This window comes from Kocuria sp. CCUG 69068 (assembly GCF_020833785.1).
GTDB classification, from domain to species: domain Bacteria; phylum Actinomycetota; class Actinomycetes; order Actinomycetales; family Micrococcaceae; genus Kocuria; species Kocuria rosea.
Genome location: NZ_PDDL01000061.1, coordinates 1 through 21,790, shown reverse-complemented (window position 1 = coordinate 21,790; position 21,790 = coordinate 1). Strand labels below are relative to the sequence as shown.

Sequence of the window (21,790 nt, the reverse complement as noted above, 5' to 3'; positions counted from 1 at the left end):
ACCGCCGCGTCCGCCACGGCGACCGCACCCAGGGCGGCCGCCGCCGGGGCGAAGCGGCCCACCGGCAGCGCGCGGACGACCTCGAGCCGCCCGGACTCCTCCTCGGCGCGCACGTGCCGGCTCGCGAGCAGGATGCTCATGATCGCCGTCGCCACGAGCACCGACAGGCTCAGCTCGTTGACCGTCATGGCGCCCAGCGTGTAGTCGTCCGCGCCGAAGGCCGGGCCGGTCATCATCACGGCGGACGGGTTGTCCAGCAGGGCCGCCCGGGCCTGGCGGGCCTCGCCGTCCGGGAACGTCTCCTCGAGGGCGAGCACCGTCGCGGACACGGTGCCGGTGAGCGCGAGCACCCACACGAGGATCCGGACCCGGTCCAGGCGCAGGTTGAGCCGGAACAGCCGGCCGGTCGCGGCCCACGGCTCGGCGGTCCTCATCGGGGCGCCCGCACGTCCCGGCCGGCGCCGCGCCCGGTCCCGTCCGGGGCGGCGGGCTCGGCCGGGCGGTCGCCGTAGTGGCGCAGGAAGAGCTCCTCGAGCGAGGGCGGGGTGACGGTCAGGTTCTGCACGCCCAGGTCCGCGAGCGCCCGGAGCACCTCGGGGACCCGGGCGTCGTCGACGTCGAAGCCCAGCCTCCCGTCCTCGTGCACGAGGTGGTGCACGCCCGGCAGCCCGCCGAGGCGGCCGGGGCCGGCGGAGGTCGTGGCCGTGACGGCGGAGCGGGTCAGGTGGCGCAGCTGGGCGAGGGTGCCGCTCTCCACGTCCCGTCCGGCGCGGATGATGGTCACGGTGTCGCACAGCTTCTCGACCTCCGCCAGGATGTGGCTCGAGAGCAGGACCGTGCTGCCCTGCCCGCTCAGCCGGCGCACCTCGTCCGTGAACACGGCCTCCATGAGGGGGTCCAGCCCGGAGGTCGGCTCGTCCAGGACGTACAGCTCCGCCTCGGCGCTCAGGGCGGCGACCAGGGCCACTTTCTGCCGGTTGCCCTTGGAGTAGCTGCGGGCCTTCTTCGTGGGGTCGAGCTCGAAGCGCTCGACGAGCTCGTCGCGGCGGCGGCGCCGCCGCCGTCCGCCGCGGATGCCGGTGAGCAGGTCCACGATCTCGCCCCCGGTCAGGTTGGGCCACAGGTTCGTGTCCCCGGGGACGTAGGCGGTGCGGCGGTGGATCTGCACGGCGTCCCGCCAGGCGTCCAGGCCGAGGACGGTGGCCGTCCCCGCGTCCGCCCGGAGCAGGCCCAGCAGCACCCGGATCGCCGTGGACTTCCCCGAGCCGTTGGGGCCGAGGAAGCCCGCGACCTGCCCCGGCGCCACGGTGAGGTCGAAGCCGTCCAGGGCCGCGGTGGGGCCGAAGGTCTTGACGAGCCCGCGGGCCTCGATCACCGGGGTGTCCATGGGTGCTCCTGACGGGTCGGGGCCGGCGGCGTCGCGCCCGCCTGCTCCTCACGGTAGGCACCGCCCCGGTGCCGGACAAGGAGGCCCGGGGGTCCCGGGCGCGCCGGCCGGGCGGCGGGGGCGGGAGCCGGCGCGGTCACTCCGGACGGCGTCCCTCCACGGCCGCGGGCGAGGGGTTCTGCGCGCCGGCGGAGGGGACCCGCCGGTCGGGCCGGTCGCGGGGGTCGAGCCACGCCTTGGCCCGCAGGGCGGGCTTCTCGACGAGCGTCCACGACAGCAGCGCCAGGGGCAGCGTCAGCAGGACGACGAGCAGGGAGTTGACGGCGACGCCCCACGACGCCGTGCCGAGCAGCACGAGGAGCTGCTGCACCGGGTACGCGTAGATGTAGACGCCGTAGGAGAGGTCGGTGCGGGTGGTCCAGTTCCGGGACGGGGCGGCGCCGAGGCCGAGGAGCAGCACGGCGAGCGGCAGCTGCCCGTACAGGTCCGCCCAGCCCTGGTCCGTGAGCACGGCGTAGACGACGCCCGCCCCCGCGACGTGCACCCAGGTGGGCCGCCACGTCCCCGCCCAGGCCCAGACCGCCGCGCCCGCCAGGAAGTAGCCCACCAGCCGGGCGCCGTTGAGCCAGAGGTGGCTCGTGACCTCCAGCGGGCCCTCGACCAGGGGGCGCAGGACGAGCACGACGAGGAACAGCCCCGGCAGCACCCACCGGGCGTGCCGCGCCGCGACGGCGAGGCTGAGGACGAGCCCGATCAGCAGGTAGGCGAGGGCCTCGTGGAACAGCGTCCAGAGCGAGCCGTTCCAGGAGTCCGGGGCCGGGACCCGGACCAGGGTCCCGTCGATGCCCCACTGCGAGATCCTCAGGTCGGCGTTGTTCAGCACGAAGCCGGCGGCGGAGGCCACGTCGAGCGACGTGCCCTCGAGCGCGGCCGCGAGCGGCGCGAAGACGGCGGCCACCACGAGCAGGCTCACCAGGAAGGCCGGGTAGATGCGCAGGAACCGCCGCCAGAGGTAGGGCACCAGCGTGGTCCGCACCCTGCTCTCCGCGATGAGGTAGCCGCTGAGCACGAAGAAGCCGTTGACGGCCACGTCGGACAGGACCTCGAGGCTCGGGCCGTCCGCGCCGGTCAGCGGCCAGGTGTGCCCGACGATCACCAGGGACGCCAGACCCAGGCGGAGGGCGTTGAGGCGGTTGTGACGGTCGCCGAGGCGGTCCCGGAGTGTCGTGGCCAAGAGAGGTGCCTTCCGCAGGAGGGGGCAGCGCGGCCGGTGCGGTCAGCTGCTGGGCGTGGGGGCGGTCCCCGGGGCGGGGAAGCGGTCGTGACGCCGTGCCCTCACCCGCCCGACTCCGAGTTTAGGTATGCAAACGCATGGTGGGGTGCGGTGCCGCAGAAGTGGGGACGGAGCGCCGGACGGGCGCGGCGCACCGGCTGTCACAAAAAGCCCCGGTGCCCGGGGTGCTAACGCCCAGGTCAGGAGCCGTGCCAGGGTGGGAGCAGAGCCGCTCGAGGAGGGGGAGTCCCGTGCTGGAGATCCGCAGTGCCACCCAGGACCGGGCCGGGGGCGACGGGTGGCGCGCCGCCGCGCGCTCCGTGCCGGAGCGGCGCCCGGTCACGGCGCCGGTCGTGCTGGCCGGCCTCGGCGCGGCGCTCGTCGTCGTCGCCCTGGTGGCCGGGCGGGCGTGGTCGGAGGTGCTCCTCGACGCCGGGGCCGTCCTGCTCACCGTGGGCGGTGTGGGGCTGCTCCTGGACGCCGGGCTGGCGCGCTGGCACGGCTCCGGGCCCGTCGAGGCGCAGCGTCCCCCGGTCCCCGCGCCGACGGCGGCCCGCGACGACCGGCTCGGCCTCGTGGGGGTCCGCGAGGAGCTCGACGCGGTCGACGTGCTCCGGGGCGTGCGCCCCGGCCAGGAGCTGTGGTGGATGGACACCTTCCCGCTGACCCTGGCCGGCGACCTGGACGCGATCCACAAGGCGCTCGACGCCGGGGTCCGCGTCCGGCTCCTGGTCCTCGACCCGAAGTCGCCCGCGCTCGCGTCCCGGCTCCGCGAGATCCGCCACCACTACGGTCTCTCGCCCATGGACCTGCGGCGCAGCTTCGACACGCTGGTCCACCAGCTCCGGGCCCTCGGCGAGCTCGACCCCGTGGTGGCCGAACGCCTGGAGGTGCGGGTCTACGACGGCCTGCCCGGAGCCCCGATCTTCCTGGTGCTCGGGGATCCTGCCGCGGCGGAGGAGCCGGCGGCGGGCCCGGGCGCGCCGCAGGTGCTCCGGGCGTTCAGCAGCTACTTCCTGCTCGACGCGAGCCAGGACATGCCCTACCTGGAGTGGCGGGACGGGCCGTTCGCGGACCGGCTGCACTCCTACGCGCGGCACAAGTGGGCGGAGGGGCACACGGTGTTCCCGACCGAGCCCGCCGACCGCTCCGCCTCGGCGTTCAACGTCCGGCCCGAGGCGGCGGCGCGCCCGGCCCGGGGGAGCTCCGAGGGCTCCTGAGCGTCCGGCCCGGCGTCACTGTGGCGGTGAGCGCACAAGTCTGCTGAGATGACGGCATGGACGTTTCGGACTTCAAGACCCTGTTCGGCGACGACATCCGGGCCTGGCTCGACTGGGGTGCGGTGGACGACGAGAACTCCCGGATCGAGGACCTCGTGATCTCGTCCCGGGAGGAGCTCGCCGACCTCTACACGGTGTGGCATGTGGACCCCGAGGGCAACCCGGGCGAGTGGTCGCACCCGCAGCACCGGCCGCTGACCCTCGCCGAGGCGGCCGCGAAGCAGTGGCCGGAGGACCGGCAGGGCAAGATCGATCACATGCGCCAGGAGTTCGCGGAGGAGTCGGGGCCGGTCCAGCTCACCGTCCCGGCGTACCGGACCGAGGGCTTCCTCGTGGTCCTCGACTCCAACCACCGCCTGGTGGGCGCCTACCTCTCCGGGGCCGACCTGCGCGTGCTGCTGGTCGTGCTGGACGGGCCCTCGTCCTCCCAGGTGCTGCCCGCCACCGCGCAGATCGAGAACGACCAGGCGGAGCGGAACTGAGACGGTCCACGCCGGACCGGTCCGACCCCGGGACTAGCATGAGCCCATGAGCGACGACGCCCGCCCCGAGACCCGCTGCCCCGTCCCGCACGGCGACCGGCGCCGGACCGCCCCGCCCGGCGAGCGCAGCGTGCCGCGGGTGGAGGTGCTCGACGGCGTCTGGCACGTCCGCTCCCTGCCGATGGTCCGCCAGGTGCTGCGGGAGGCCGACGGCACGGTCCAGGCCGGCTTCAGCGCGGAGACCGCCCGGCAGGGCCTGACCGGCGACCACCCGCCCGTGCTCTACGCGGACGGTCCGGAGCACCGGCGCCAGCGCACCGCCACCGCGAGGTTCTTCACCCCGGCCGCGGTGAGCCGCCGCTACCGGGCCCTGATGGAGGAGCGCGCCGACGAGCTGGTCGAGCGGATCCGGCAGGACGGCGGGGCCGAGCTGTCCGCGATCACCCTGCGCTACTCCGTGGAGGTCGCCGCCCAGGTGGTGGGGCTGACGAACTCGGACATCGACGGGATGTCCCGGCGCCTGGAGCGCTTCTTCAGCGGCCCCGTGACCGGCTCCGCCGGTTCCCCGCGGCGCCGGCTCCCCGCTCGGCTGGGCGCCGTCGCCGGGGCCCTGCGGCCGATGTGGGCGATGACCGCCTTCCAGCTCCGGGACGTGCGCCCGGCCATCCGGGCCCGGCGCCGGGAGCCGCAGGAGGACGTCGTGTCCCACCTGCTCGCGGAGGACTACACGGACCGGGAGATCCTCGTGGAGTGCCTCACCTACGCGGCCGCCGGCATGGCCACCACCCGCGAGTTCATCGCGGTGGCCGCCTGGCACCTGCTGGAGGACGACCGGCTGCGGGAGGAGTACCTCGCGGCCGACGAGCCGGCCCGGCACGGGATCCTGCACGAGATCCTGCGCCTGGAACCGGTGGTGGGCCACCTCTACCGCCGGACCACGCGGGAGCTGGTCCTGGAGGACGGGGACGAGCGCCACGAGGTGCCCGCCGGGGCGCTGCTCGACCTCTACGTCCGCCAGGCGAACACCGACGAGCAGGCCCTGGGGGAGGACGCCCGGCAGCTGTGCCCGGAACGGTCCCGGCCGCGCGGGATCCGGCCCGAGGCGATGTCCTTCGGGGACGGCGCCCACCGGTGCCCGGGCGGGTTCCTCGCGATCCAGGAGACCGACGTCTTCCTGCAGCGCCTGCTGCGGCTGCCCCTGGAGTTCGCGCACCCGCCGCGGGTCTCGTGGGTCGAGCTGATCGCCGCCTACGAGGTGCGCGACGTCGTCCTGCGGGTCGGCGCCGGTCAGGGGTGGCGCACGCCCTCCCCGGCGAGCACCGCCCGGTAGCCCTCCCGGTACGTGGGGTGGCGCAGCTCGACGCCGGACTCCCGCAGCCGCCGGTTGGACAGCCGCTTCGAGCCCCGGCGCGGCGCGTCCGCCTCCGGGACGTCCTCGGGCCGGGGGACGCCGAGCTCCTGCGCCAGGAACTCGAGGACCTCGAGCTCGGGCACGGGCTCGTCGTCCGTGCCCAGGTACAGCGTGAGCGGCTGCGCGTCCATGGTCAGCAGGTGCACGGCCGCCGCCGCCGCGTCGTCGCGGTGGATGCGGTTGGTCCAGGCGGCCCCTGCGGCACCGTCCCCGGAGCGCACCTTGTCGATCAGCCGCGTCCGGCCCGGCCCGTAGATCCCGGACAGCCGCAGGACCGTGCCGTGCGGGAACTGCTCGTGGAACAGCTCCTCGGCCTCCAGCAGGATCCGCGCGGTCGGGGTCGAGGGGTCCGGCGGGGTGTCCTCGGTGACCTCCCCGCCGTCGGCGTCCCCGCACACGGCGGTCGAGGAGACCAACAGGGCGCGCCGGGGCAGGGCCCCGGCGGCGCGCAGCCCGTCGAACAGGTGGTGAAGGCCGTCGACGTAGGCCGCCCGGTAGGCCTCCGGCGTCCGCCCGTCCGCGGCGGTGGCCACGACCAGCAGCTCGACGTCGCCCGGCAGCTCGGGCACCTCGGTGCTCAGGTCCACCGCGATCCCGGTCAGGGGCGGCGGCAGCAGCTCCGCACGGCGGCGCAGGCCCAGCACCTCGTGCCCCTGCCCGGCCAGCCGCAGCCCGATCTCCGTGCCCAGGTCTCCGCATCCCGCGATCACCACGCTCATGGCCCCGATTCTCCCACGTCCCGGACCGGGCGATGCGGCGCGGGCCGGTCCTGTTCCCCCGGCGGCGGCGGCACCGTAGGTTGGAGGTGGCGGCCGGGCACCCCCGGGCGGCCGAGGAGCACGGAAGGGGTCGACGGTGGAGTGGTACCGCAAGGACGTGGAGGAGCTCGCCCCCGAGGACTGCTGGGACCGGCTGCGGGCGGACGGCGTCGCCCGGCTGGCCGTCGTGGTGGACGGGGCGCCGGAGATCTTCCCGATCAACTACGTGGTCGACCGCGGGACGATCGTGTTCCGCTCGGGCCTGGGCACGAAGGTCAGCGGCGCGCTCGAGGGCCTGGCGGTGGCCCTCGAGATCGACGGGCACGACCCGGCGACCGCCACGGCGTGGAGCGTGATCGTGAAGGGCGGCGCCGAGAGCGTCCGGCCGGGCCACGCCCTGATGGAGGCCCTGCAGCTGCCCCTGTTCCCGTGGCAGGAGGGGATGAAGGACCAGTTCGTCCGCATCGTCCCGACCGCCGTGACAGGCCGGCGCTTCACCATGGCCGACCACGAGGCGTGGAACTCCCGGGCGGCCGTCGGCCGCCGGACCCCGGGCGGGTCCGCCCGCTGGACCGAGGCCGGCTCCGGCGGGTCGTGACGGCCCGGGCCGGCTCCCGCGGAGCGGGCCGTGTCGGGACGGGGAGGCCTCCGTGCCCGGTCAGTAGGGTGGGGACATGACCGCGCACACCGTCTACACCGTGGGCCACTCCACCCGCTCCGCCGAGGAGTTCGTGGCGCTGCTGCGGGAGTCCGGGGTGCAGCAGCTCGTCGACATCCGCACGGTGCCGCGCTCGCGGAAGAACCCGCAGTTCGACCTCGACGCGCTGCCGGGCACGCTCGCGGAGGCCGGCATCGGGCACAGCTACTGCAAGGGCCTTGGCGGGCTGCGCCCCACCTCGAAGGACTCGGTCAACACCGCCTGGCGCAACGAGTCCTTCCGCGGCTACGCCGACCACATGCTGACCGACGAGTTCCGGGCCGCGCTGGCCGGGCTCGAGCGCCTGGCCGAGGACCGCGTGGTCGCGATCATGTGCGCGGAGGCCGTCTGGTGGCGCTGCCACCGCTCGCTCGTGGCCGAGGCCCTGCTGGTGCGCGGGCACGACGTGCAGCACATCATGGGCCCCGGCAAGCTGACCCCCGCGACGCTGCGGGACTTCGCCGTGGTCGACGGAGACCGGATCACCTACCCAGGAGGAGAACCATGCAGCACCTGAACGAGATCGCCCTGCAGCACCTGAACGAGGCACGCCACGCCCCGCACGGGCGCAGCGCCGAGCAGCTCCTGCACCAGAAGGTGCTGCGCCAGACCCTCCTGGCCCTCAAGGAGGGGGCGGTGCTCGCGGAGCACAACGCCCCCTACGCCGGGAGCCTGCAGGTGCTGCACGGGCGGATCCGGGTCTCCTCGAGCGAGGACCTGGTGCTCGGGGCCGGACACCTGCACGTGATCCCCGCGGAGCGGCACTCCGTGGTGGCCCTGGAGGACTCGGTGTTCATCCTCACCGCCGTGACCGGCATCGAGGACGCCGCCGAGTAGCCCCGCAGCGGCCCGGGGGAGGAGCGGGGGCGCTCAGCGCCGGCCCAGGTGCTTCTCCCGGCGGTAGGCGATGAACACGCCGGACACCGCGATCATCAGCATCATGGCGGCGATGAGCGCGAGCGTCCATGCGCCGTCGATCAGGGCGACGACCAGCAGGACGAGGGCGATCGCGGTCAGCAGGAGCTGGAAGATCAGCACGGGGCAGCCTCCGGTCGGGAACAGGGGTCCCGTCGAGGCTACCCGAGGCGTCCGCGGCGCCGGACGCCGGCGCCGGACGCCGGGGCCGGGCGCATTCCCGGTTTCGCCCTCCGCGTGAGCCGTGTCCCTGCGGCCGGGAGGGGGCTAGCGTCGGGGGAGAACACCACGTCCCCTCACCACCCCAAGGAGCACATCCATGTCCCGCACAGCCATCATCGGCGGCCACGGCAAGGTCGCCCTCGTTCTCGCCCAGCTGCTCAAGACCGGCGGCAACGACGTCACGAGCATCTTCCGCAACCCCGACCACACGGACGACGTCGAGAACACCGGCGCGTCCCCCGTGGTGGCCGACGTGGAGCAGCTGTCGGTCGCCCAGCTCGCGGACCTGCTCGAGGGCCAGGACGCCGTCGTGTGGAGCGCCGGCGCCGGCGGCGGCAGCCCCGAGCGCACCTACGCCGTGGACCGGGACGCGGCGATCCGCGCGATGGACGCGGCCGTGATGGCCGGCGCCAAGCGCTTCGTCATGGTCTCCTACTTCGGCGCCGGCCAGGACCACGGCGTCCCCGAGGACGACCCCTTCCACGCCTATGCCCAGGCCAAGGCCGACGCCGACGACCACCTGCGCGCCTCCTCGCTCGACTGGACGGTCGTGGGCCCCGGCGCCCTCACCGAGGACGAGGCGACCGGCAGGATCGACGTGTCCGCGGGCGAGCGGGACGGCGAGCACCGGACCTCGCGGGCCAACGTGGCGCTCGTGGTCGCGGCCGTGCTGGACGACCCCTCGACCATCGGGAAGACCATCGAGTTCTCCGACGGCCACACGCTCATCACCGAGGCGCTCGAGGTGCAGCCGTGACCGCCTGAGCGCACCGCACGAGGGGCGGCCGCCGCGCACCGGGACCCCGGGCGCGGCGGCCGCCCCTCGCCGCAGGGCCCCTGACCAGGAACGGCGCAGGGTTCCTAGGCCAGGAAGTCGGCCGTCCCCAGGACGCGTGCGGTCGCGCCGGGCCCGGTCGTGCCGGGGCCGGGCGCGTCCAGGGCGGCGATGCGGCGCTCGGCGATCCGCCAGCCGTCCGGGGTGCGCACGAACAGGTCCAGCTGGTCCCCGCCCAGCGCGGTCCCGTCGGCGCACACCACCAGCCACTTGCTCCAGGCCCGCACCCGGTCCGGGGCGAGCCGGCGCAGCACCGTGTCGGTGACCAGGTGGGGGTCCCGGGTCTCGGCCAGGGTCCGCTCGGCGATCTCCGCGGGCCCGCGCGCGGTCCCGCCCGGGGAGACGACGACGGCGTCCCCGGTGAACACCCGGTCCAGGTCCGGCCAGGCGCGGGCGTCCACCACCCGGGCGCACCGGCTCAGGACGGTGCCGATCTCGAGCGCGTCGGCGGCGGGCACCCGGTCCCACCCCGCGCCCGGTGCGGGGCTCACCGGCGGGCCCGGTCGGCGGCCGCGAGCACGGCGTCGTCGAACATCGCGTAGGCGTGCGGGGCCGGCGCGTAGCCGCCCTCGGCGAGCGCCGCGGAGGCGGAGTCGTTGCGGGGCGCCACGGTGCGCCGCTCGATCCGCCACCCGTCGGCGGTGCGCCGGAACGTGTCGATGTAGTCGCCGCAGGCCACCCTCCGGTCCCACGTCAGCAGCAGCATCCTGGACCAGCACACGGCGGTGTCCGCGTCCACGGCCTCCACGATCGAGTTCAGGGTGTGCGTGGCGGGGAAGCGGGCGAGATCGACGGACTCGACGAAGCGCCGCACGCCCGCCGGGCCGTCGAACTCCCCCTGCGGTGCGCTGAGGCGGACTCCCGGCACGAACACCTCCCCGAACATGTCCCACTGGCGGTTGTCCAGCAGGTGCGAGGAGAAGCTCAGGATCTCGGCGATCTCGATCCGGTCCTGGGCGCTGAGCGCCCCGGTGGTGCTCTCCGTCGTGCTCTCCGCGGTCTGCTCCGAGACCTGTGTGTCGTCCATGGTCCTGCTCTCGTCCTCTCGTCCTTCTCGTGGGCCGGCCGGCCGGGCCGTTCCGGCGCGCCGGCGCACGACAAGCGGTTCCGCCCATGATGAATTCCCGGGCCCGGCCGTGCCACGAGGCCCGGTCGTTCCCTAATCTGACCACATGAGCACCCACCAGGATGACATCCAGCACATCGTCGAGTTCGTGAACCGCACCCGCGTCGGCATGCTCAGCACCCGCGAGGCCACCGGCAAGCTCGTCAGCCGCCCGATGACCGTGGTCGACGTGGCCCCGGGGGAGGACCTCAACTTCTTCACCAGCCGGGACACCTCCTCGGTCCGGGACGTGGCGGCCAACGACGCCGTCAACGTCGCGTTCGTGGGGGACCACGAATGGGTCTCGATCTCCGGCGCCGCCGAGGTGGTCGAGGACCGGCAGGTGCTCGAGGGGCTGTGGTCCGACGCGCTGAAGGCGTACTACCCGGACGGGCCCGCCACACCCGGGCTCGTGGTGCTGCGCGTGCGCACGGAGACCGCCGAGCACTGGCGCAGCCCCGGGACGGTCGCCACCGCGCTGCGCTGGGCCAGGGCCCGCGCCACCGGGGAGCAGATCGACCCCGGCCAGTCCACGGTGGTGGACCTGTGAGCCTGCCCCCGATCCACCAGGGAGCCACCGCCGGGCGGGACCCCGAACGGCTGGACCTCGAGGAGGTCCTGCGCCTGACCGCCGTGGTGCACGGCTCCGTGCAGGGCGTCGGGTTCCGCTGGTGGACCGCGCGCCACGCGGAGCGGCTGGGCCTGCACGGCTCGGCGGTGAACAACGCGGACGGCACCGTGGGGGTGATCGCCGAGGGCCCCCGGCACGCCGTGCGGGACCTGCTCAAGGCCCTCAACGGCGGCGGCACGCCCGGCGCCGTGATGAAGGTGGACTCCCACTACGGCCCCGCCACCGGGGAGTTCCGCGGGTTCGTCACCGGCTGAGCCGCGACGCCGCGCCCCCGCCCGCGTTCTACGATGGGGGCATGGCTCACGACCACGCCGGGGACCGCGGACGCGCGGAGCACGACCACGGGCCCGGGCACTCGCACGCCGGCCCCGGGACCGACCGGTGGCGGATCGCCACCGCCCTCGGGATCACCGCGGCGCTGTTCGTCGTCCAGCTGGTCGGCGCCCTGTGGACGGGCTCCCTGGCGCTCCTCATCGACACCGCCCATGTGCTCACGGACGCGGGCGGGCTGCTGCTCGCCCTGGTCGCCGCGCAGCTGACCCTGCGCCCGCCCAGCGCCCGGCGCACGTGGGGCTGGCGCCGCGCGGAGATCGTGGCCGCGGCCCTGCAGGCCGGGGTGCTGCTGGCCGTGGGGCTGTTCGTGCTCGTGGAGGGCGTGCGCCGGTTCCTCGAGCCGCACCCGGTGGCCTCGGCCGAGATGCTGGTCTTCGGCGCCCTGGGCCTGGCCGGCAACCTCGTGGCGATGGCCGTGCTCTTCGGGGGCCGGCGCTCGAACCTGAACCTGCGCGCGGCGATGCTCGAGGTGCTCAACGACGCACTGGGCTCGGTCGCCGTGATCGTCGCGGCAGTGGTCATCACCCTCACCGGCTGGGTGCAGGCGGACGCCGTGGTGGCGCTGCTCATCGGGGCGCTCATCGTGCCCCGCACCGTCCGGCTGCTCGTGGAGTCCCTGTCCGTGCTCATGGAGAGCGTGCCCCCCGGGCTCGACATGGACGAGGTCCGCGGGCACATCCTCGAGCTCCCGCACGTGGTGGAGGTCCACGACCTGCACGCGACCCGGATCTCCTCGGACCTGCCCGTGCTCACCGCCCACGTGGTGCTCGAGGAGGAGTACTTCTACTCCGGCGGCTCCGCGGAGGCGCTGGGCCGGATCCAGCAGTGCGTGGCCGAGCACTTCCCCGTGTCCGTCCAGCACTCCACGATCCAGCTGGAGCCCGCGGACCACGACGAACCGGAGGTCTGCGCCCCCCATGAGCACTGAGCCCCCGAGCGGCGAGCAGCACTGCCTGGTCGTCTTCGTCCCCGCCACCCACGCCGAGCAGGTCCTGCAGGCCCTGGGCGAGGCCGGGGCGGGACGGGCCGGGAACTACTCCCACACCGCGTTCGTGAGCCGCGGCACCGGGCGGTTCACGCCGCTGCCGGGGGCGCACCCCGTGATCGGGGAGGTCGGCCGGCCCCAGGAGGTCGACGAGGTCCGCATCGAGACGCTGTATCCGGCCGCCGAGCGCGAGCGCGTGCTGCGGGCGATGGCCGGGGCCCACCCCTACGAGGTCCCGGCCTTCACCACCTTCCCGGTCCACGACCGGGGCCCGTCCTTCGACGAGCAGGGCCGGCTCAGGAGCCGGCCGGATCCTGCATGAGCACCGAGCGGATCAGGAAGCGCTTGCCCTCCGGCGCCTCCACCGAGAACCCGGAGCCGCGGCCCTCCACCACGTCCACCGTGAGGAGGGTGTGCTTCCAGTACTCGAACTGCTCGCGGGACATCCAGAACTCGAGCTCGGCCGTGGCCGGGTCACCGGGCAGCGTGAATACGCCCAGCAGCACGTCCGCCGGGCCGGTGAGGAAGTCCCCGGCCGGGTAGCACATGGGCGCGGAGCCGTCGCAGCACCCGCCGGACTGGTGGAACATCAGCCGCCCGTGGATCCCCCGCAGCGTCCCGAGCAGCTCCACGGCGGCCGGCGTCAGGGCCACCCGGGAGAACGTCTCGCCCTCGACGGCGGGGACGGACTCCAGGACGGCGGTGTCCCCGGCGGCGCTTCCGGCGGTGTTCCCGGGGATGTTCGTGGTGACGTTCGTGGCGGTGCTCTCTGCGGTGTTCTCGGCGGTGCTCACAGCACGCTCCTCGGCTCGGCGGTGTGATCCACGCTACAGGCGGTGGAGCAGTTCCTCCAGGCCGAGGCCGTCCAGCACGCCCGCCGGGTGCGGTCCGGCGGCGGCGAAGGTGTCCGCCCACTCCCGGGGCAGGGCCCGGCGCCCGCCCACGAGGACCAGGTTGCCCGGGTAGCGCCCCGTGAGCAGCCGCTCCTCGGCCAGGCACCACACGTCGGCCAGCGCCTCCCGCATCGCCCGCGCCTGCCCGGCGAAGAACGCCAGCCCGGGATCGTCGCCCACGTTGACGACCAGCACCCCGCCGGGCGCCAGCACCCCGGCGGCCTCGGCGTAGAAGGACGGCTCCGTGAGGTGGGCGGGGGCGTCCCGGCCCGAGAAGACGTCGAGGACCACGAGGTCCGCGGTCCCGGGGGCGACGACGTCCGGCAGGGCCGCCCGGGCGTCGTCGATCACGACGCGCACGTCCGCCCCCGCGGGCAGGGGCAGCGCCTCGAGCACGAACGCGGGCAGCTCCCGCTCCAGCTCCACGGCCACCTGCGCGGAGCCGGGCCGGGTCGCGGCCACGTACCGGGCGAGCGTCAGGGCCCCGGCGCCCAGGTGGACCGCGGTGACCGGCGCACCCGGCGCCGCCACCACGTCGACGACGCCGCCGATCCGCCGCAGGTACTCGTAGAAGATCTCCCCGGGGCGGGCGAGGTCCACGTGGGACTGCTCGGCCCCGCCGATGGAGAGCACGAACCCGCCCTCGGTGAAGCCGTCCGGGGTGATCTCGGCGTGCACGCCGGCGTCCTTGAGGTATCTGCGCATGAGCCCATTGTCACTTCCCGGACGGGAATGAAGCGGGGGTCGGGACGGCTCTACCGGTGAATCACTGCTGCGTCCCGAAGGATCCCCCGCCCATGGCACCCGACGTCCCCGTGTCCGAGACCCCTCCCGTCCCCGCCCCCGCGCCCGCCACCGGGCTCCCGGACACCGGCCCCCCGGCCGTCGTCGCGGACACCGACCACTCCGCCCGCAACCGCCTGGTCATCGGGCTGCTGCTGGTCTCCACGTTCGTGGTGATCCTCAACGAGACGATCATGGGCGTGGCGCTGCCCCGCCTCATGGCCGATCTCTCGGTCACGGCGGTCGCCGGCCAGTGGCTCACCACCGCCTACATGCTGACCATGGCCGTGGTCATCCCGGTGACGGGGTTCCTGCTCCAGCGCCTGCACACCCGGCCCGTGTTCCTGACCGCCATGACCCTGTTCAGCCTCGGCACCCTCGTCTGCGCGGCCGCGCCCGGGTTCGGGACGCTGCTCGCGGGGCGGGTGGTGCAGGCCGGCGGCACGGCCATCATGATGCCGCTGCTGATGACCACGGTGCTGACCCTGGTGCCGCCGGCCGGGCGCGGGCGGGTCATGGGCAACATCTCGATCGTCATCTCGGTGGCCCCTGCCGTGGGGCCCACCATCTCGGGCGTCATCCTCAGCGTGCTCGAGTGGCGGTGGATGTTCATCCTGGTGCTGCCGATCGCGGTGGGCTCCCTGCTGCTCGGCGCGTGGCGGATGCAGAACGTCACCGAGCCCCGCCCGGCGCCGCTGGACGTGGTCTCGGTGGTGCTCTCGGCCCTGGGCTTCGGCGGCCTGGTCTACGGCCTGAGCACGCTCGGCGAGGGCGGGGACGCCGCGCTCCCGGCGTGGGTGCCGCTCGTGCTGGGCGTGGCAGCGCTGGCCGTGTTCGTGCGGCGCCAGACGCGGCTGCAGCGCGCGGACCGCGCCCTGCTGGACCTGCGCACCTTCCGGTCCCGGGTGTTCACGATGTCCACGGCGGTGCTCGCCGTCAGCATGATGGCCCTCTTCGGCACGCTGATCGTCCTGCCCATCTACCTGCAGACCGTGCACGGCCTCGACCCCCTGGGCACGGGCCTGCTGCTGCTGCCCGGCGGGCTCGTCATGGGACTGCTGGCACCCTTCGTGGGCCGGGTCTACGACCGATCGGGCCCCACCGTGCTGCTCGTGCCGGGCTCGATCCTGCTGAGCGCGTCCCTGTGGTACCTCGCCTCCACCACGGGGGCCACGCCCGTCCCGATGGTGCTGCTCGCCCACGTGGTGCTCAGCACGGGTCTGGCCCTGATGTTCACCCCGCTGTTCACCGCGGGCCTGGGCGCCCTGCCGACACGGCTGTACTCGCACGGCTCCGCCATGGTGGGCACCCTGCAGCAGGTGGCGGGCGCGGCGGGCACGGCCCTGTTCGTCACCGTGCTGACCCTCTCCGCCGCCGGCGCGGCGGCCTCCGGGGCCTCGGCTCCGGAGGCCACCGAGGCGGGCGTGCGGAGCGCCTTCCTGTGCGGCGGGATCATCTCGCTGCTCGCCGTCGTCGGCTCCTTCGGGGTGCGCCGCCCCGCGGGCACGGCGGGCACGGAGAGCGCCGCGGGCGCGGAGGACTGAGGCCCCGCGGGCCCGGTCCTCAGCCCCGGACGCGCTCGCGGATCAGCCGCGTGAGCTCCGCGGCGTCCTCGACGGCCCGCTCGCCCTCGGCCAGCCCCGCACGCAGCTCCTCCCGGGTCGCGGCGTCCTTGAGGGCGCGGACGTTGATCTCGAGCGTCACCATGGCCGTGGCCACCGCGGCCCGGGCCGCCTCGGAGGCCGCCGCCACGTCGCTGAGGACGTTGGGGTTGCACCAGCCGGTCAGCTCGCGCGCGAGCCCGACCACCTCGGTGCCCACGCCGATCAGCTCCCGTGGGGGACGCGCGGCGCCGGCCGTGGCCTCCTGGACGGCCCGTGAGCGCTCCGCCTTCTCCTCGGCGGTGTCCTTCGGCAGGGTGTAGGCGGCCGAGAGCGCGCCGAAGGCCTCGGCGTCGGCGTCCGCCAGGCCCAGCGCGCGCGGGATCAGCTCCTCGGCCCGGTCGGCCGCGCGCCGGGCACGGTCCGCGTGCTCGGACGCCGTGGAGTAGCGGGCGGACATCGCGATCAGGGCCGCGCCCAGCGCGGCCTGCAGGGCGCCCGCGGCGCCGCCGCCGGGGGCGGGCTCGTCCGAGGCCATGCGCTCCACGTAGGCCCTGACGTTCTCCGAGCTGATCACAGCGGCTCCTTCCGGTGGCGGGACCTGCCGCCCGCCGCGGGGCGCGCGCAGGCGGTGGCGTCCGCACGAGCCTAGCCCTCCGCCGGTCCCCGTGGTGAGTCTCACAGCCCCCGCGGGACGAATGCACGGCCCGTCCATCGCACGGAAACGTGCCGGCCACATCCGCGGACGATCCTGGAGGTGTCCGAGGGCCCCCTCCCCGGACGCCGACCCCCGAGAGGACGTGCCGCCATGACGACCCTCCGAGCGACGACCGTCGACGCGACCGCCGATGACACCTGGGTCCAGGACCCCGCACGGATCCGCCCCGGCGACCGGATCGAGGTGTGGGAGCAGGGCCACCTCCGCCACGTCGGCACGGTGGGCCAGTGCGCCCCCCACCTGCGGCTGCTCTGGATCCTGGAGGCCGGCACCGGCTCCCGCCGGCTGATCCCCGTCCACGGCTACCGCCTGCGCCGCTCCCCGTTCGCCCGCCCCGCCTGAGGCCCCGTCGCCTCGTGTTCAGCCGCTGTTCGCCCGGGGCGGGTACGGTCGGCGCTGACAGCCGGGCGGACGAGGAGGATCATGGGGAGTCAGCAGGTCGACGGCGGTCGCGGCGGGGCAGCACCCGGCCGGGACCGCGGGAGGGAGCACGGCATGGCGGCGACCGCCCGGCAGGAGTGCGCCGCGCGGCTGCACGACCGGGTCGCGGCGCTCGTCGACGTGGTGCTCCGGGCCCGCCGGACGGCCGTGCCGCAGCTCGAGCGCGTGAACCCCCGCCACCGCGGGTCCGCGCTCAACCTCGTGGACTACGTGGCCGTGCGCAGCCAGGACGTGCGGGACCTGCAGCGGGACCTCAGCGGCCTGGGCGTGTCCTCCCTGGGGCGGATGGAGGCCGGGGTCATGAGCCACCTCGGCGCCGTGCTGGAGACCCTCCGCGTGCTCGCCGGCCGGCCGGAGGAGGAGGTCGGGGCGCCCGGCCCCGACGAGCCCGGCGAGCCCGGTGCGGAGGTGCTGCGCCGCAACACCGCGGCCCTGCTCGGCCCGGGCCGGGAGGGGCGCAGCACCCGGATCATGGTCACCTTCCCCTCGGAGGCCGCCTCGGACCCCCGGCTCGTCCAGGACATGGTCCGCGCCGGGATGGACGTGGCCCGGATCAACTGCGCCCACGACGGCCCCGAGCAGTGGGCGGCCATGATCGGGCACGTCCGGGCGGCCGGGCAGGCGCTCGGCCGCGAGGTCCGCGTGGCCATGGACCTCGCGGGGCCCAAGCTGCGCACCGGGCCGATCGAGCCCGGTCCGCAGGTCGAGAAGATCAAGCCCACCCGGGACAGCGGCGGCCGGGTGACCGCCCCGGCCCGCCTCTGGCTGGGCGAGGCGGACCCGGCGGTCGACGACGACGCCCCGGCCGTCCCCGTGGCCGGCGCAGCCTGGACCGCGGCCCGCACCCCGGGGGAGCGGCTGCGGCTCAAGGACGCGCGCGGCTCCGGACGGACCCTGCGGGTGATCGAGGCCACCGGGCCCGGCGTGCTCGTCGAGTGCGCCAAGACCGTGTACTTCGCCACGGGCCTGGCCGTGCGGGCCGAGGACGGCACGGAGGGCGTGCTCGGCGAGCTGCCCGCCGTCGAGCAGTCCCTGCGCGTGCGCGCGGGGGACACCGTGGTGCTGACCCGGGACCTCGCACCCGCCCCGGTCCGGTCCGAGAGCCCCTTCCGGATCGGCTGCTCCCTGCCCGAGGTGTTCACGGACGCCCGGGAGGGGCAGCCGGCCTGGATCGACGACGGGAGGATCCGCTGCCGGATCACCTCCGTGGGGCCCGACGAGATCGTGCTGGAGGTGCTGCAGGCGGGCCCCGACGGCACCAAGCTCAAAGCGGGGAAGGGCATCAACCTGCCCGAGACGGACCTGCGCATCTCCTCGCTCACCGACGAGGACCGCACGCACCTGCCGTTCGTGGCCGAGCACGCCGACATCGTCAACATGTCCTTCGTGCGCTCGCGGGAGGACGTGACCGACCTGCTGCGGGAGCTCGAGCGGATCGGCAACACCGCCCTGGACGTCACCCTCAAGATCGAGACCGTGGGCGGCTTCGAGTCCCTGCCCGCGATGCTGCTGGAGGCCATGCGGTGGCAGGACGTGGGCGTCATGATCGCGCGCGGGGACCTCGCGGTCGAGGCCGGGTTCGAGCGGATGGCCGAGGTGCAGGAGGAGATCCTGTGGCTGTGCGAGGCCGGGCACGTGCCCGTGGTCTGGGCCACCCAGGTCCTGGAGTCCCTCGCCAAGAAGGGCCTGCCCTCCCGGGCCGAGGTCACGGACGCGGCGATGGGCCAGCGCGCCGAGTGCGTGATGCTCAACAAGGGACCGTTCGTGGTGGACGCGATCGAGGCCCTCGACGACATCCTCGTGCGGATGGAGGGGCACACCCGCAAGAAGTCGGACATGCTCCGCCGGCTCAACGCGTGGGCGCCCGTCGTCGAGTGAGCGGGCGAGCGGTCGGGTGAGCCGCGGGGCGGACCGCGCGGTGACCCGTGCCACACTGGGGGCATGGCCGCACGCGACACCGCCGTTCTCCGCTTCCTCGCCGCCCCGACCGACGCCGGGCGCACCGGCACCGTGGACGGCGGGCGCGTCCTCGAGTGGATCGACAAGGCCGCCTACGCGTGCGCCGTGGGCTGGTCCCGGGCCTACTGCGTGACGGCGTACGTGGGCAACATCCACTTCGACCGCCCGGTGTGCGTGGGGGACATGGTGGAGGTCTCCGCGAAGATCGTGCACACCGGACGGTCCTCGATGCACATCCGGGTGGAGGTCGCCTCCGCGGACCCCCGCGAGCACGGGGTGACCCTCAAGGACACGTGCCTGATCATCATGGTGGCCGTGGACGGGGACGGCCGCCCCACCCCCGTCCCGCAGTGGGCGCCCGAGACGGAGCACGAGCGCCAGCAGTCGGCCGTCACGCAGCGGCGGATCGAGCTGCGCAACAGCATCGAGGAGCTGATGGCGGAGCAGCGGTACACGGACGAGGGCACCGCCGAGGAGACCGTGCTGCGCTTCCTCGCCGCGCCCACGGACATCAACTGGGGCGGGAAGGTGCACGGGGGCACGGCCATGCGCTGGATCGACGAGGCCGCGTACGTGTGCGGGGCCCGGTGGGCGGGCCGGCCGGTCATCGCCGTCTACGCCGGGGGCGTCCGGTTCTACCGGCCCATGCACATCGGCCACCTCGTGGAGGTCCGGGCGCGGCTCATCCACACCGCGGCCCGCGGCCTGCACATCTCCGTGAACTGCTGGTCGGGGGACCCCGCGACCGGCGAGCTCGCCCTGACCACCAACTGCCTCATGGTCATGGTCGCCCTCGACGACCAGGGCCACGCCCTGCCGGCCCGGCAGTGGCAGCCGGTCAGCCAGGAGGACCGGGACCTGGACGCGTTCGCCCGGGAGCTGGTCCGGCTGCGCGCCGAGTTCCCGGACTCCTTCCAGCAGGTCGACCCGTCCGTCTCCCGGCTGCCCGGGAGCTGACCGCGCCCCTCCTCAGCCGTCGGCGAATCCCGGGACCCGATCAGCCTGCTGTGCATATAGTGGGCCGAGACCCACCGTCCCGGCACCCCACAAGGAGAGCACGCCATGGACCTGAATCCCCTGAACAACGCGTTCGACGACGAGGGCAAGCCCAAGCCCGCCATGAACAAGCTCCTCGACACCGTGCTGCGCGTGCAGCGGCCCGTGGTCCTGGGCTTCGTGAAGAAGGAGCGCGCCGACCACCCCGACGAGACGCCCGAGCAGATCGCCAGGCGGCTCGAGAAGATCTACGTCCGGTCCGTGACCATGGGCGGCGGGGCCGTCGGCGCCACCGCGGTGGTCCCCGGCATCGGCACCGTCGCGTCGCTCGGCCTGTCCTCCTTCGCGGTGGTCGGCTACCTCGAGGCCACCGCCCTGTACGCCCAGGCGATCGCCGAGCTGCACGGGGTGCACACGGAGGACCCGGAGAAGACCCGCACCATGGTCATGGCCCTGATGCTCGGCGAGGACGGCCGCCAGGTCATGAACCAGATCCTGGCCAGCGGCACCAAGGGCCGCGGCATGATGTCCTCCTGGGGCCTGATGATGGGCAAGGACGACTCGAAGACCTTCGACGTCAGCAGGATCATCCGCAACATGTTCGTCAAGCGCTTCCTGCTCAAGCAGACCGGCGCCGTGTTCGGCCGCGCCCTGCCGTTCGGCGTGGGCGCGATCGTCGGTGGGGGAGCGAACCTGGCCATGTCCAAGCAGGTCATCGCCGCGACGCACGAGGCGTTCGGGCCGCTGCCCACCACGTTCCCGGCCGAGCTCGGGCCCGAGGAGCGGGCCCCCCGGTTCGACGACGGCACGTCCCGGAAGGGCAGGCGGGGCCGGAAGGCCGACACGGCCGCCGCGGCCCGCGGCGAGATCGCCGGGGAGCAGTAGACCCCGCGCCGCGCTCCCGCGCTGCCGCTCGACGACGCCCCGCGCCCGGCGGGGCGTCGTCGTCGTTCACGACAGGTCCGCCGGGGCGTGGCCCCGCGTTCACCGCGTCTGCCTAGCCTGGTGCACGAGCGGGGCGCACCGCGCCCCGACCGACAGCCGAGGGAGCGCCGTGCGGCCGATCGTCTACGCGCACCGGGGGGCCAGCGCGGACCTCCCCGAGCACACCCGGGCCGCCTACGTGCAGGCGCTGCTGGACGGCGCCGACGGGGTGGAGTGCGACGTCCACCTCAGCCGCGACGGCCACCTCGTCCTGCACCACGACGCCCAGCTGGGCCGCACGAGCGACGGCCGGGGCCCCGTCTCCGCCCGCACGCTCGCCGAGCTGCGCCGCCTCGACTGGACCTCCTGGAAGGGCGTGCGCATCCCGCCGGGCCACGGGGCGCCGGGCCGTCAGCTGCTCACCCTGCCCGAGCTGCTGGACCTGCTGCGGGGCGCGGGCCGGCCCGTGGGCCTGGCCGTGGAGACGAAGCACCCCAGCCCGTTCGGCCACCGGCTCGAGGAGGAGGTCCTCGGTCTGCTGATGCGGGAGGGCTGGGACCCCGAGACCGGGCGGCTGGACGACGTCACGGTCTCGCTGATGAGCTTCCACCCCGACGCCGTCCGGCACTTCCTGGAGACGGTGCCCGCCCGGCACGTGTGCCAGCTGGTCGGGACGACCACCCGCCGCACGGTCGGGGACAGCCTGCGCGTCGGCCGCACGGCCGCGGCGGTGCTCCACGCCGGGATGCGGTTCGTGGTGCCGCCGGCGCTGCCCGTGATCTCGGCGGGCCTCGTGGACCTGGTGGGCCCGGGGCTGGACCTCGTCCGGGCCCGCCCCGACCTCGTGCGGCAGTGGCGGGCGGAGGGGCGCGTGCTGCGGGTCTGGACGGTCGACACCGCACGGGACGTGGACCTGTGCCGCGCGCTCGGCGTCCAGCAGCTCACCACGAACCGCCCGGCCGACGTGCTGCGCTGGGTGCGGGCGCCCTCCGGGGCCCCGCTCGGCGTCCCGGCCGGCGGCCCGGCGGCCGTCACGGGCCGGTCCCGGTGCGCGAGCATGACGGTCGGGTAACGGGGGGTCACGTCACCGCCGGCCGGGCCCGGCGCGCGTATGCTCGACAGCAGCTGTCCGTGTCCCCCCGCACGCCGTCGTCGCCCGCC

General features: G+C 74.8%; 26 protein-coding genes and 1 pseudogene. 17 read left to right on the top strand and 10 right to left on the bottom strand.

From position 1 onward, the window contains the following. The 3 genes and pseudogenes from CRM73_RS12210 to CRM73_RS12200 form a co-directional block, all read right to left on the bottom strand. Positions 1 to 434, bottom strand: a pseudogene (locus tag CRM73_RS12210) (polyketide antibiotic transporter); the annotation flags it as partial. After that, on the bottom strand, positions 431 to 1,387 hold the full coding sequence (locus CRM73_RS12205) for an ABC transporter ATP-binding protein (RefSeq protein ID WP_095650334.1): 957 nt from the start codon (positions 1,385 to 1,387) through the stop codon (positions 431 to 433). The pseudogene CRM73_RS12210 and the gene CRM73_RS12205, both read right to left, overlap by 4 nt. A 136-nt stretch (positions 1,388 to 1,523) precedes the next feature. Continuing rightward, entirely contained in the window at positions 1,524 to 2,621 is a 1,098-nt protein-coding gene (locus CRM73_RS12200; protein ID WP_017833467.1) for an acyltransferase, read from the bottom strand. 290 nt (positions 2,622 to 2,911) lie between these two features. Here CRM73_RS12200 and CRM73_RS12195 point away from each other — a divergent pair, with 290 nt between their 5' ends. From CRM73_RS12195 to CRM73_RS12185, 3 genes are read left to right on the top strand one after another with little or no spacing between them, the layout of a single operon-like run. After that, positions 2,912 to 3,880, top strand: coding sequence for a DUF5919 domain-containing protein (locus CRM73_RS12195; RefSeq protein WP_229587866.1), 969 nt, complete (start codon positions 2,912 to 2,914; stop codon positions 3,878 to 3,880). Positions 3,881 to 3,936: 56 nt separating this feature from the next. Beyond that, on the top strand, positions 3,937 to 4,422 hold the full coding sequence (locus tag CRM73_RS12190) for a hypothetical protein (RefSeq protein WP_017833469.1): 486 nt from the start codon (positions 3,937 to 3,939) through the stop codon (positions 4,420 to 4,422). Positions 4,423 to 4,468: 46 nt separating this feature from the next. After that, positions 4,469 to 5,752 (top strand): cytochrome P450, encoded by a 1,284-nt coding sequence (locus CRM73_RS12185; protein WP_229587864.1) that lies wholly within the window; start codon positions 4,469 to 4,471, stop codon positions 5,750 to 5,752. Here CRM73_RS12185 and CRM73_RS12180 read toward each other — a convergent pair. Continuing rightward, positions 5,710 to 6,552: an SDR family oxidoreductase gene (locus CRM73_RS12180; protein ID WP_035928139.1), complete on the bottom strand. Its 843-nt coding sequence runs from the start codon at positions 6,550 to 6,552 to the stop codon at positions 5,710 to 5,712. The genes CRM73_RS12185 and CRM73_RS12180 overlap by 43 nt on opposite strands. Before the next feature lie 136 nt (positions 6,553 to 6,688). Here CRM73_RS12180 and CRM73_RS12175 point away from each other — a divergent pair, with 136 nt between their 5' ends. The 3 genes from CRM73_RS12175 (at position 6,689) to CRM73_RS12165 (ending at position 8,125) form a co-directional block, all read left to right on the top strand. Beyond that, positions 6,689 to 7,189, top strand: coding sequence for a pyridoxamine 5'-phosphate oxidase family protein (locus CRM73_RS12175; protein ID WP_035928142.1), 501 nt, complete (start codon positions 6,689 to 6,691; stop codon positions 7,187 to 7,189). 76 nt (positions 7,190 to 7,265) lie between these two features. Further along, entirely contained in the window at positions 7,266 to 7,805 is a 540-nt protein-coding gene (locus CRM73_RS12170; protein ID WP_017833473.1) for a DUF488 family protein, read from the top strand. Next, positions 7,793 to 8,125 carry a hypothetical protein gene (locus tag CRM73_RS12165; protein ID WP_017833474.1) on the top strand — a complete coding sequence of 111 codons (333 nt, stop codon included), beginning with the start codon at positions 7,793 to 7,795 and terminating at the stop codon, positions 8,123 to 8,125. The genes CRM73_RS12170 and CRM73_RS12165 overlap by 13 nt, the downstream gene beginning before the upstream one ends. Positions 8,126 to 8,158: 33 nt before the next feature. Here the strand turns inward: CRM73_RS12165 and CRM73_RS12160 are convergent, their stop codons facing one another. Next, the gene (locus CRM73_RS12160; protein WP_017833475.1) at positions 8,159 to 8,326 is read right to left on the bottom strand and encodes a hypothetical protein; all 168 of its coding nucleotides are present in this window, start codon (positions 8,324 to 8,326) and stop codon (positions 8,159 to 8,161) included. Between the two features lie 196 nt (positions 8,327 to 8,522). Here CRM73_RS12160 and CRM73_RS12155 point away from each other — a divergent pair, with 196 nt between their 5' ends. Next, on the top strand, positions 8,523 to 9,182 hold the full coding sequence (locus tag CRM73_RS12155; RefSeq protein WP_095650337.1) for an SDR family oxidoreductase: 660 nt from the start codon (positions 8,523 to 8,525) through the stop codon (positions 9,180 to 9,182). Between the two features lie 104 nt (positions 9,183 to 9,286). On the opposite strand, the gene CRM73_RS12150 is transcribed toward CRM73_RS12155, so the two are convergent. Beyond that, the gene (locus CRM73_RS12150; RefSeq protein WP_176337384.1) at positions 9,287 to 9,751 is read right to left on the bottom strand and encodes a nuclear transport factor 2 family protein; all 465 of its coding nucleotides are present in this window, start codon (positions 9,749 to 9,751) and stop codon (positions 9,287 to 9,289) included. Then, positions 9,748 to 10,287, bottom strand: a complete 540-nt coding sequence (locus CRM73_RS12145) for a nuclear transport factor 2 family protein (protein WP_229587862.1) — start codon at positions 10,285 to 10,287, stop codon at positions 9,748 to 9,750. The genes CRM73_RS12150 and CRM73_RS12145 overlap by 4 nt, the downstream gene beginning before the upstream one ends. Positions 10,288 to 10,432: 145 nt before the next feature. On the opposite strand from CRM73_RS12145, the gene CRM73_RS12140 reads away from it, so the two are divergent. From CRM73_RS12140 to CRM73_RS12125, 4 genes are read left to right on the top strand one after another with little or no spacing between them, the layout of a single operon-like run. Further along, positions 10,433 to 10,915: a pyridoxamine 5'-phosphate oxidase family protein gene (locus CRM73_RS12140; protein WP_017833479.1), complete on the top strand. Its 483-nt coding sequence runs from the start codon at positions 10,433 to 10,435 to the stop codon at positions 10,913 to 10,915. After that, a complete protein-coding gene (locus CRM73_RS12135; protein WP_017833480.1) occupies positions 10,912 to 11,250 on the top strand; it encodes an acylphosphatase in 339 nt (112 codons plus the stop codon). Before CRM73_RS12140 ends, CRM73_RS12135 begins: the two co-directional genes overlap by 4 nt. Before the next feature lie 41 nt (positions 11,251 to 11,291). Next, positions 11,292 to 12,257 carry a cation diffusion facilitator family transporter gene (locus CRM73_RS12130; protein ID WP_172604384.1) on the top strand — a complete coding sequence of 322 codons (966 nt, stop codon included), beginning with the start codon at positions 11,292 to 11,294 and terminating at the stop codon, positions 12,255 to 12,257. Next, entirely contained in the window at positions 12,247 to 12,636 is a 390-nt protein-coding gene (locus CRM73_RS12125; RefSeq protein WP_017833482.1) for a hypothetical protein, read from the top strand. Before CRM73_RS12130 ends, CRM73_RS12125 begins: the two co-directional genes overlap by 11 nt. On the opposite strand, the gene CRM73_RS12120 is transcribed toward CRM73_RS12125, so the two are convergent. After that, positions 12,611 to 13,054: a DUF779 domain-containing protein gene (locus CRM73_RS12120; RefSeq protein ID WP_115163604.1), complete on the bottom strand. Its 444-nt coding sequence runs from the start codon at positions 13,052 to 13,054 to the stop codon at positions 12,611 to 12,613. The genes CRM73_RS12125 and CRM73_RS12120 overlap by 26 nt on opposite strands. An 87-nt stretch (positions 13,055 to 13,141) precedes the next feature. Then, positions 13,142 to 13,912 carry a spermidine synthase gene (locus CRM73_RS12115; protein WP_181821115.1) on the bottom strand — a complete coding sequence of 257 codons (771 nt, stop codon included), beginning with the start codon at positions 13,910 to 13,912 and terminating at the stop codon, positions 13,142 to 13,144. Positions 13,913 to 14,004: 92 nt separating this feature from the next. Between CRM73_RS12115 and CRM73_RS12110 the strand changes: the two genes are divergently transcribed. Further along, entirely contained in the window at positions 14,005 to 15,534 is a 1,530-nt protein-coding gene (locus tag CRM73_RS12110; protein WP_035928152.1) for a DHA2 family efflux MFS transporter permease subunit, read from the top strand. A 19-nt stretch (positions 15,535 to 15,553) separates the two neighbouring features. Here the strand turns inward: CRM73_RS12110 and CRM73_RS12105 are convergent, their stop codons facing one another. Next, on the bottom strand, positions 15,554 to 16,168 hold the full coding sequence (locus tag CRM73_RS12105; RefSeq protein WP_035928155.1) for a cyclodeaminase/cyclohydrolase family protein: 615 nt from the start codon (positions 16,166 to 16,168) through the stop codon (positions 15,554 to 15,556). 231 nt (positions 16,169 to 16,399) lie between these two features. On the opposite strand from CRM73_RS12105, the gene CRM73_RS12100 reads away from it, so the two are divergent. The 5 genes from CRM73_RS12100 to CRM73_RS12080 all read left to right on the top strand — a co-directional run bounded on the left by CRM73_RS12100 (position 16,400) and on the right by CRM73_RS12080 (position 21,701). Continuing rightward, complete coding sequence (locus CRM73_RS12100; protein ID WP_035928159.1) at positions 16,400 to 16,651, top strand: hypothetical protein; 252 nt, start codon at positions 16,400 to 16,402, stop codon at positions 16,649 to 16,651. A gap of 81 nt (positions 16,652 to 16,732) precedes the next feature. Beyond that, positions 16,733 to 18,628 carry a pyruvate kinase gene (locus CRM73_RS12095; RefSeq protein ID WP_229587860.1) on the top strand — a complete coding sequence of 632 codons (1,896 nt, stop codon included), beginning with the start codon at positions 16,733 to 16,735 and terminating at the stop codon, positions 18,626 to 18,628. A 63-nt stretch (positions 18,629 to 18,691) separates the two neighbouring features. Continuing rightward, entirely contained in the window at positions 18,692 to 19,666 is a 975-nt protein-coding gene (locus tag CRM73_RS12090) for an acyl-CoA thioesterase (RefSeq protein ID WP_017833489.1), read from the top strand. Between the two features lie 105 nt (positions 19,667 to 19,771). Next, positions 19,772 to 20,590: a hypothetical protein gene (locus CRM73_RS12085; protein WP_035928165.1), complete on the top strand. Its 819-nt coding sequence runs from the start codon at positions 19,772 to 19,774 to the stop codon at positions 20,588 to 20,590. Between the two features lie 169 nt (positions 20,591 to 20,759). Next, positions 20,760 to 21,701: a glycerophosphodiester phosphodiesterase family protein gene (locus CRM73_RS12080; protein WP_229587858.1), complete on the top strand. Its 942-nt coding sequence runs from the start codon at positions 20,760 to 20,762 to the stop codon at positions 21,699 to 21,701. The last annotated feature ends 89 nt before the right edge of the window (positions 21,702 to 21,790 follow it).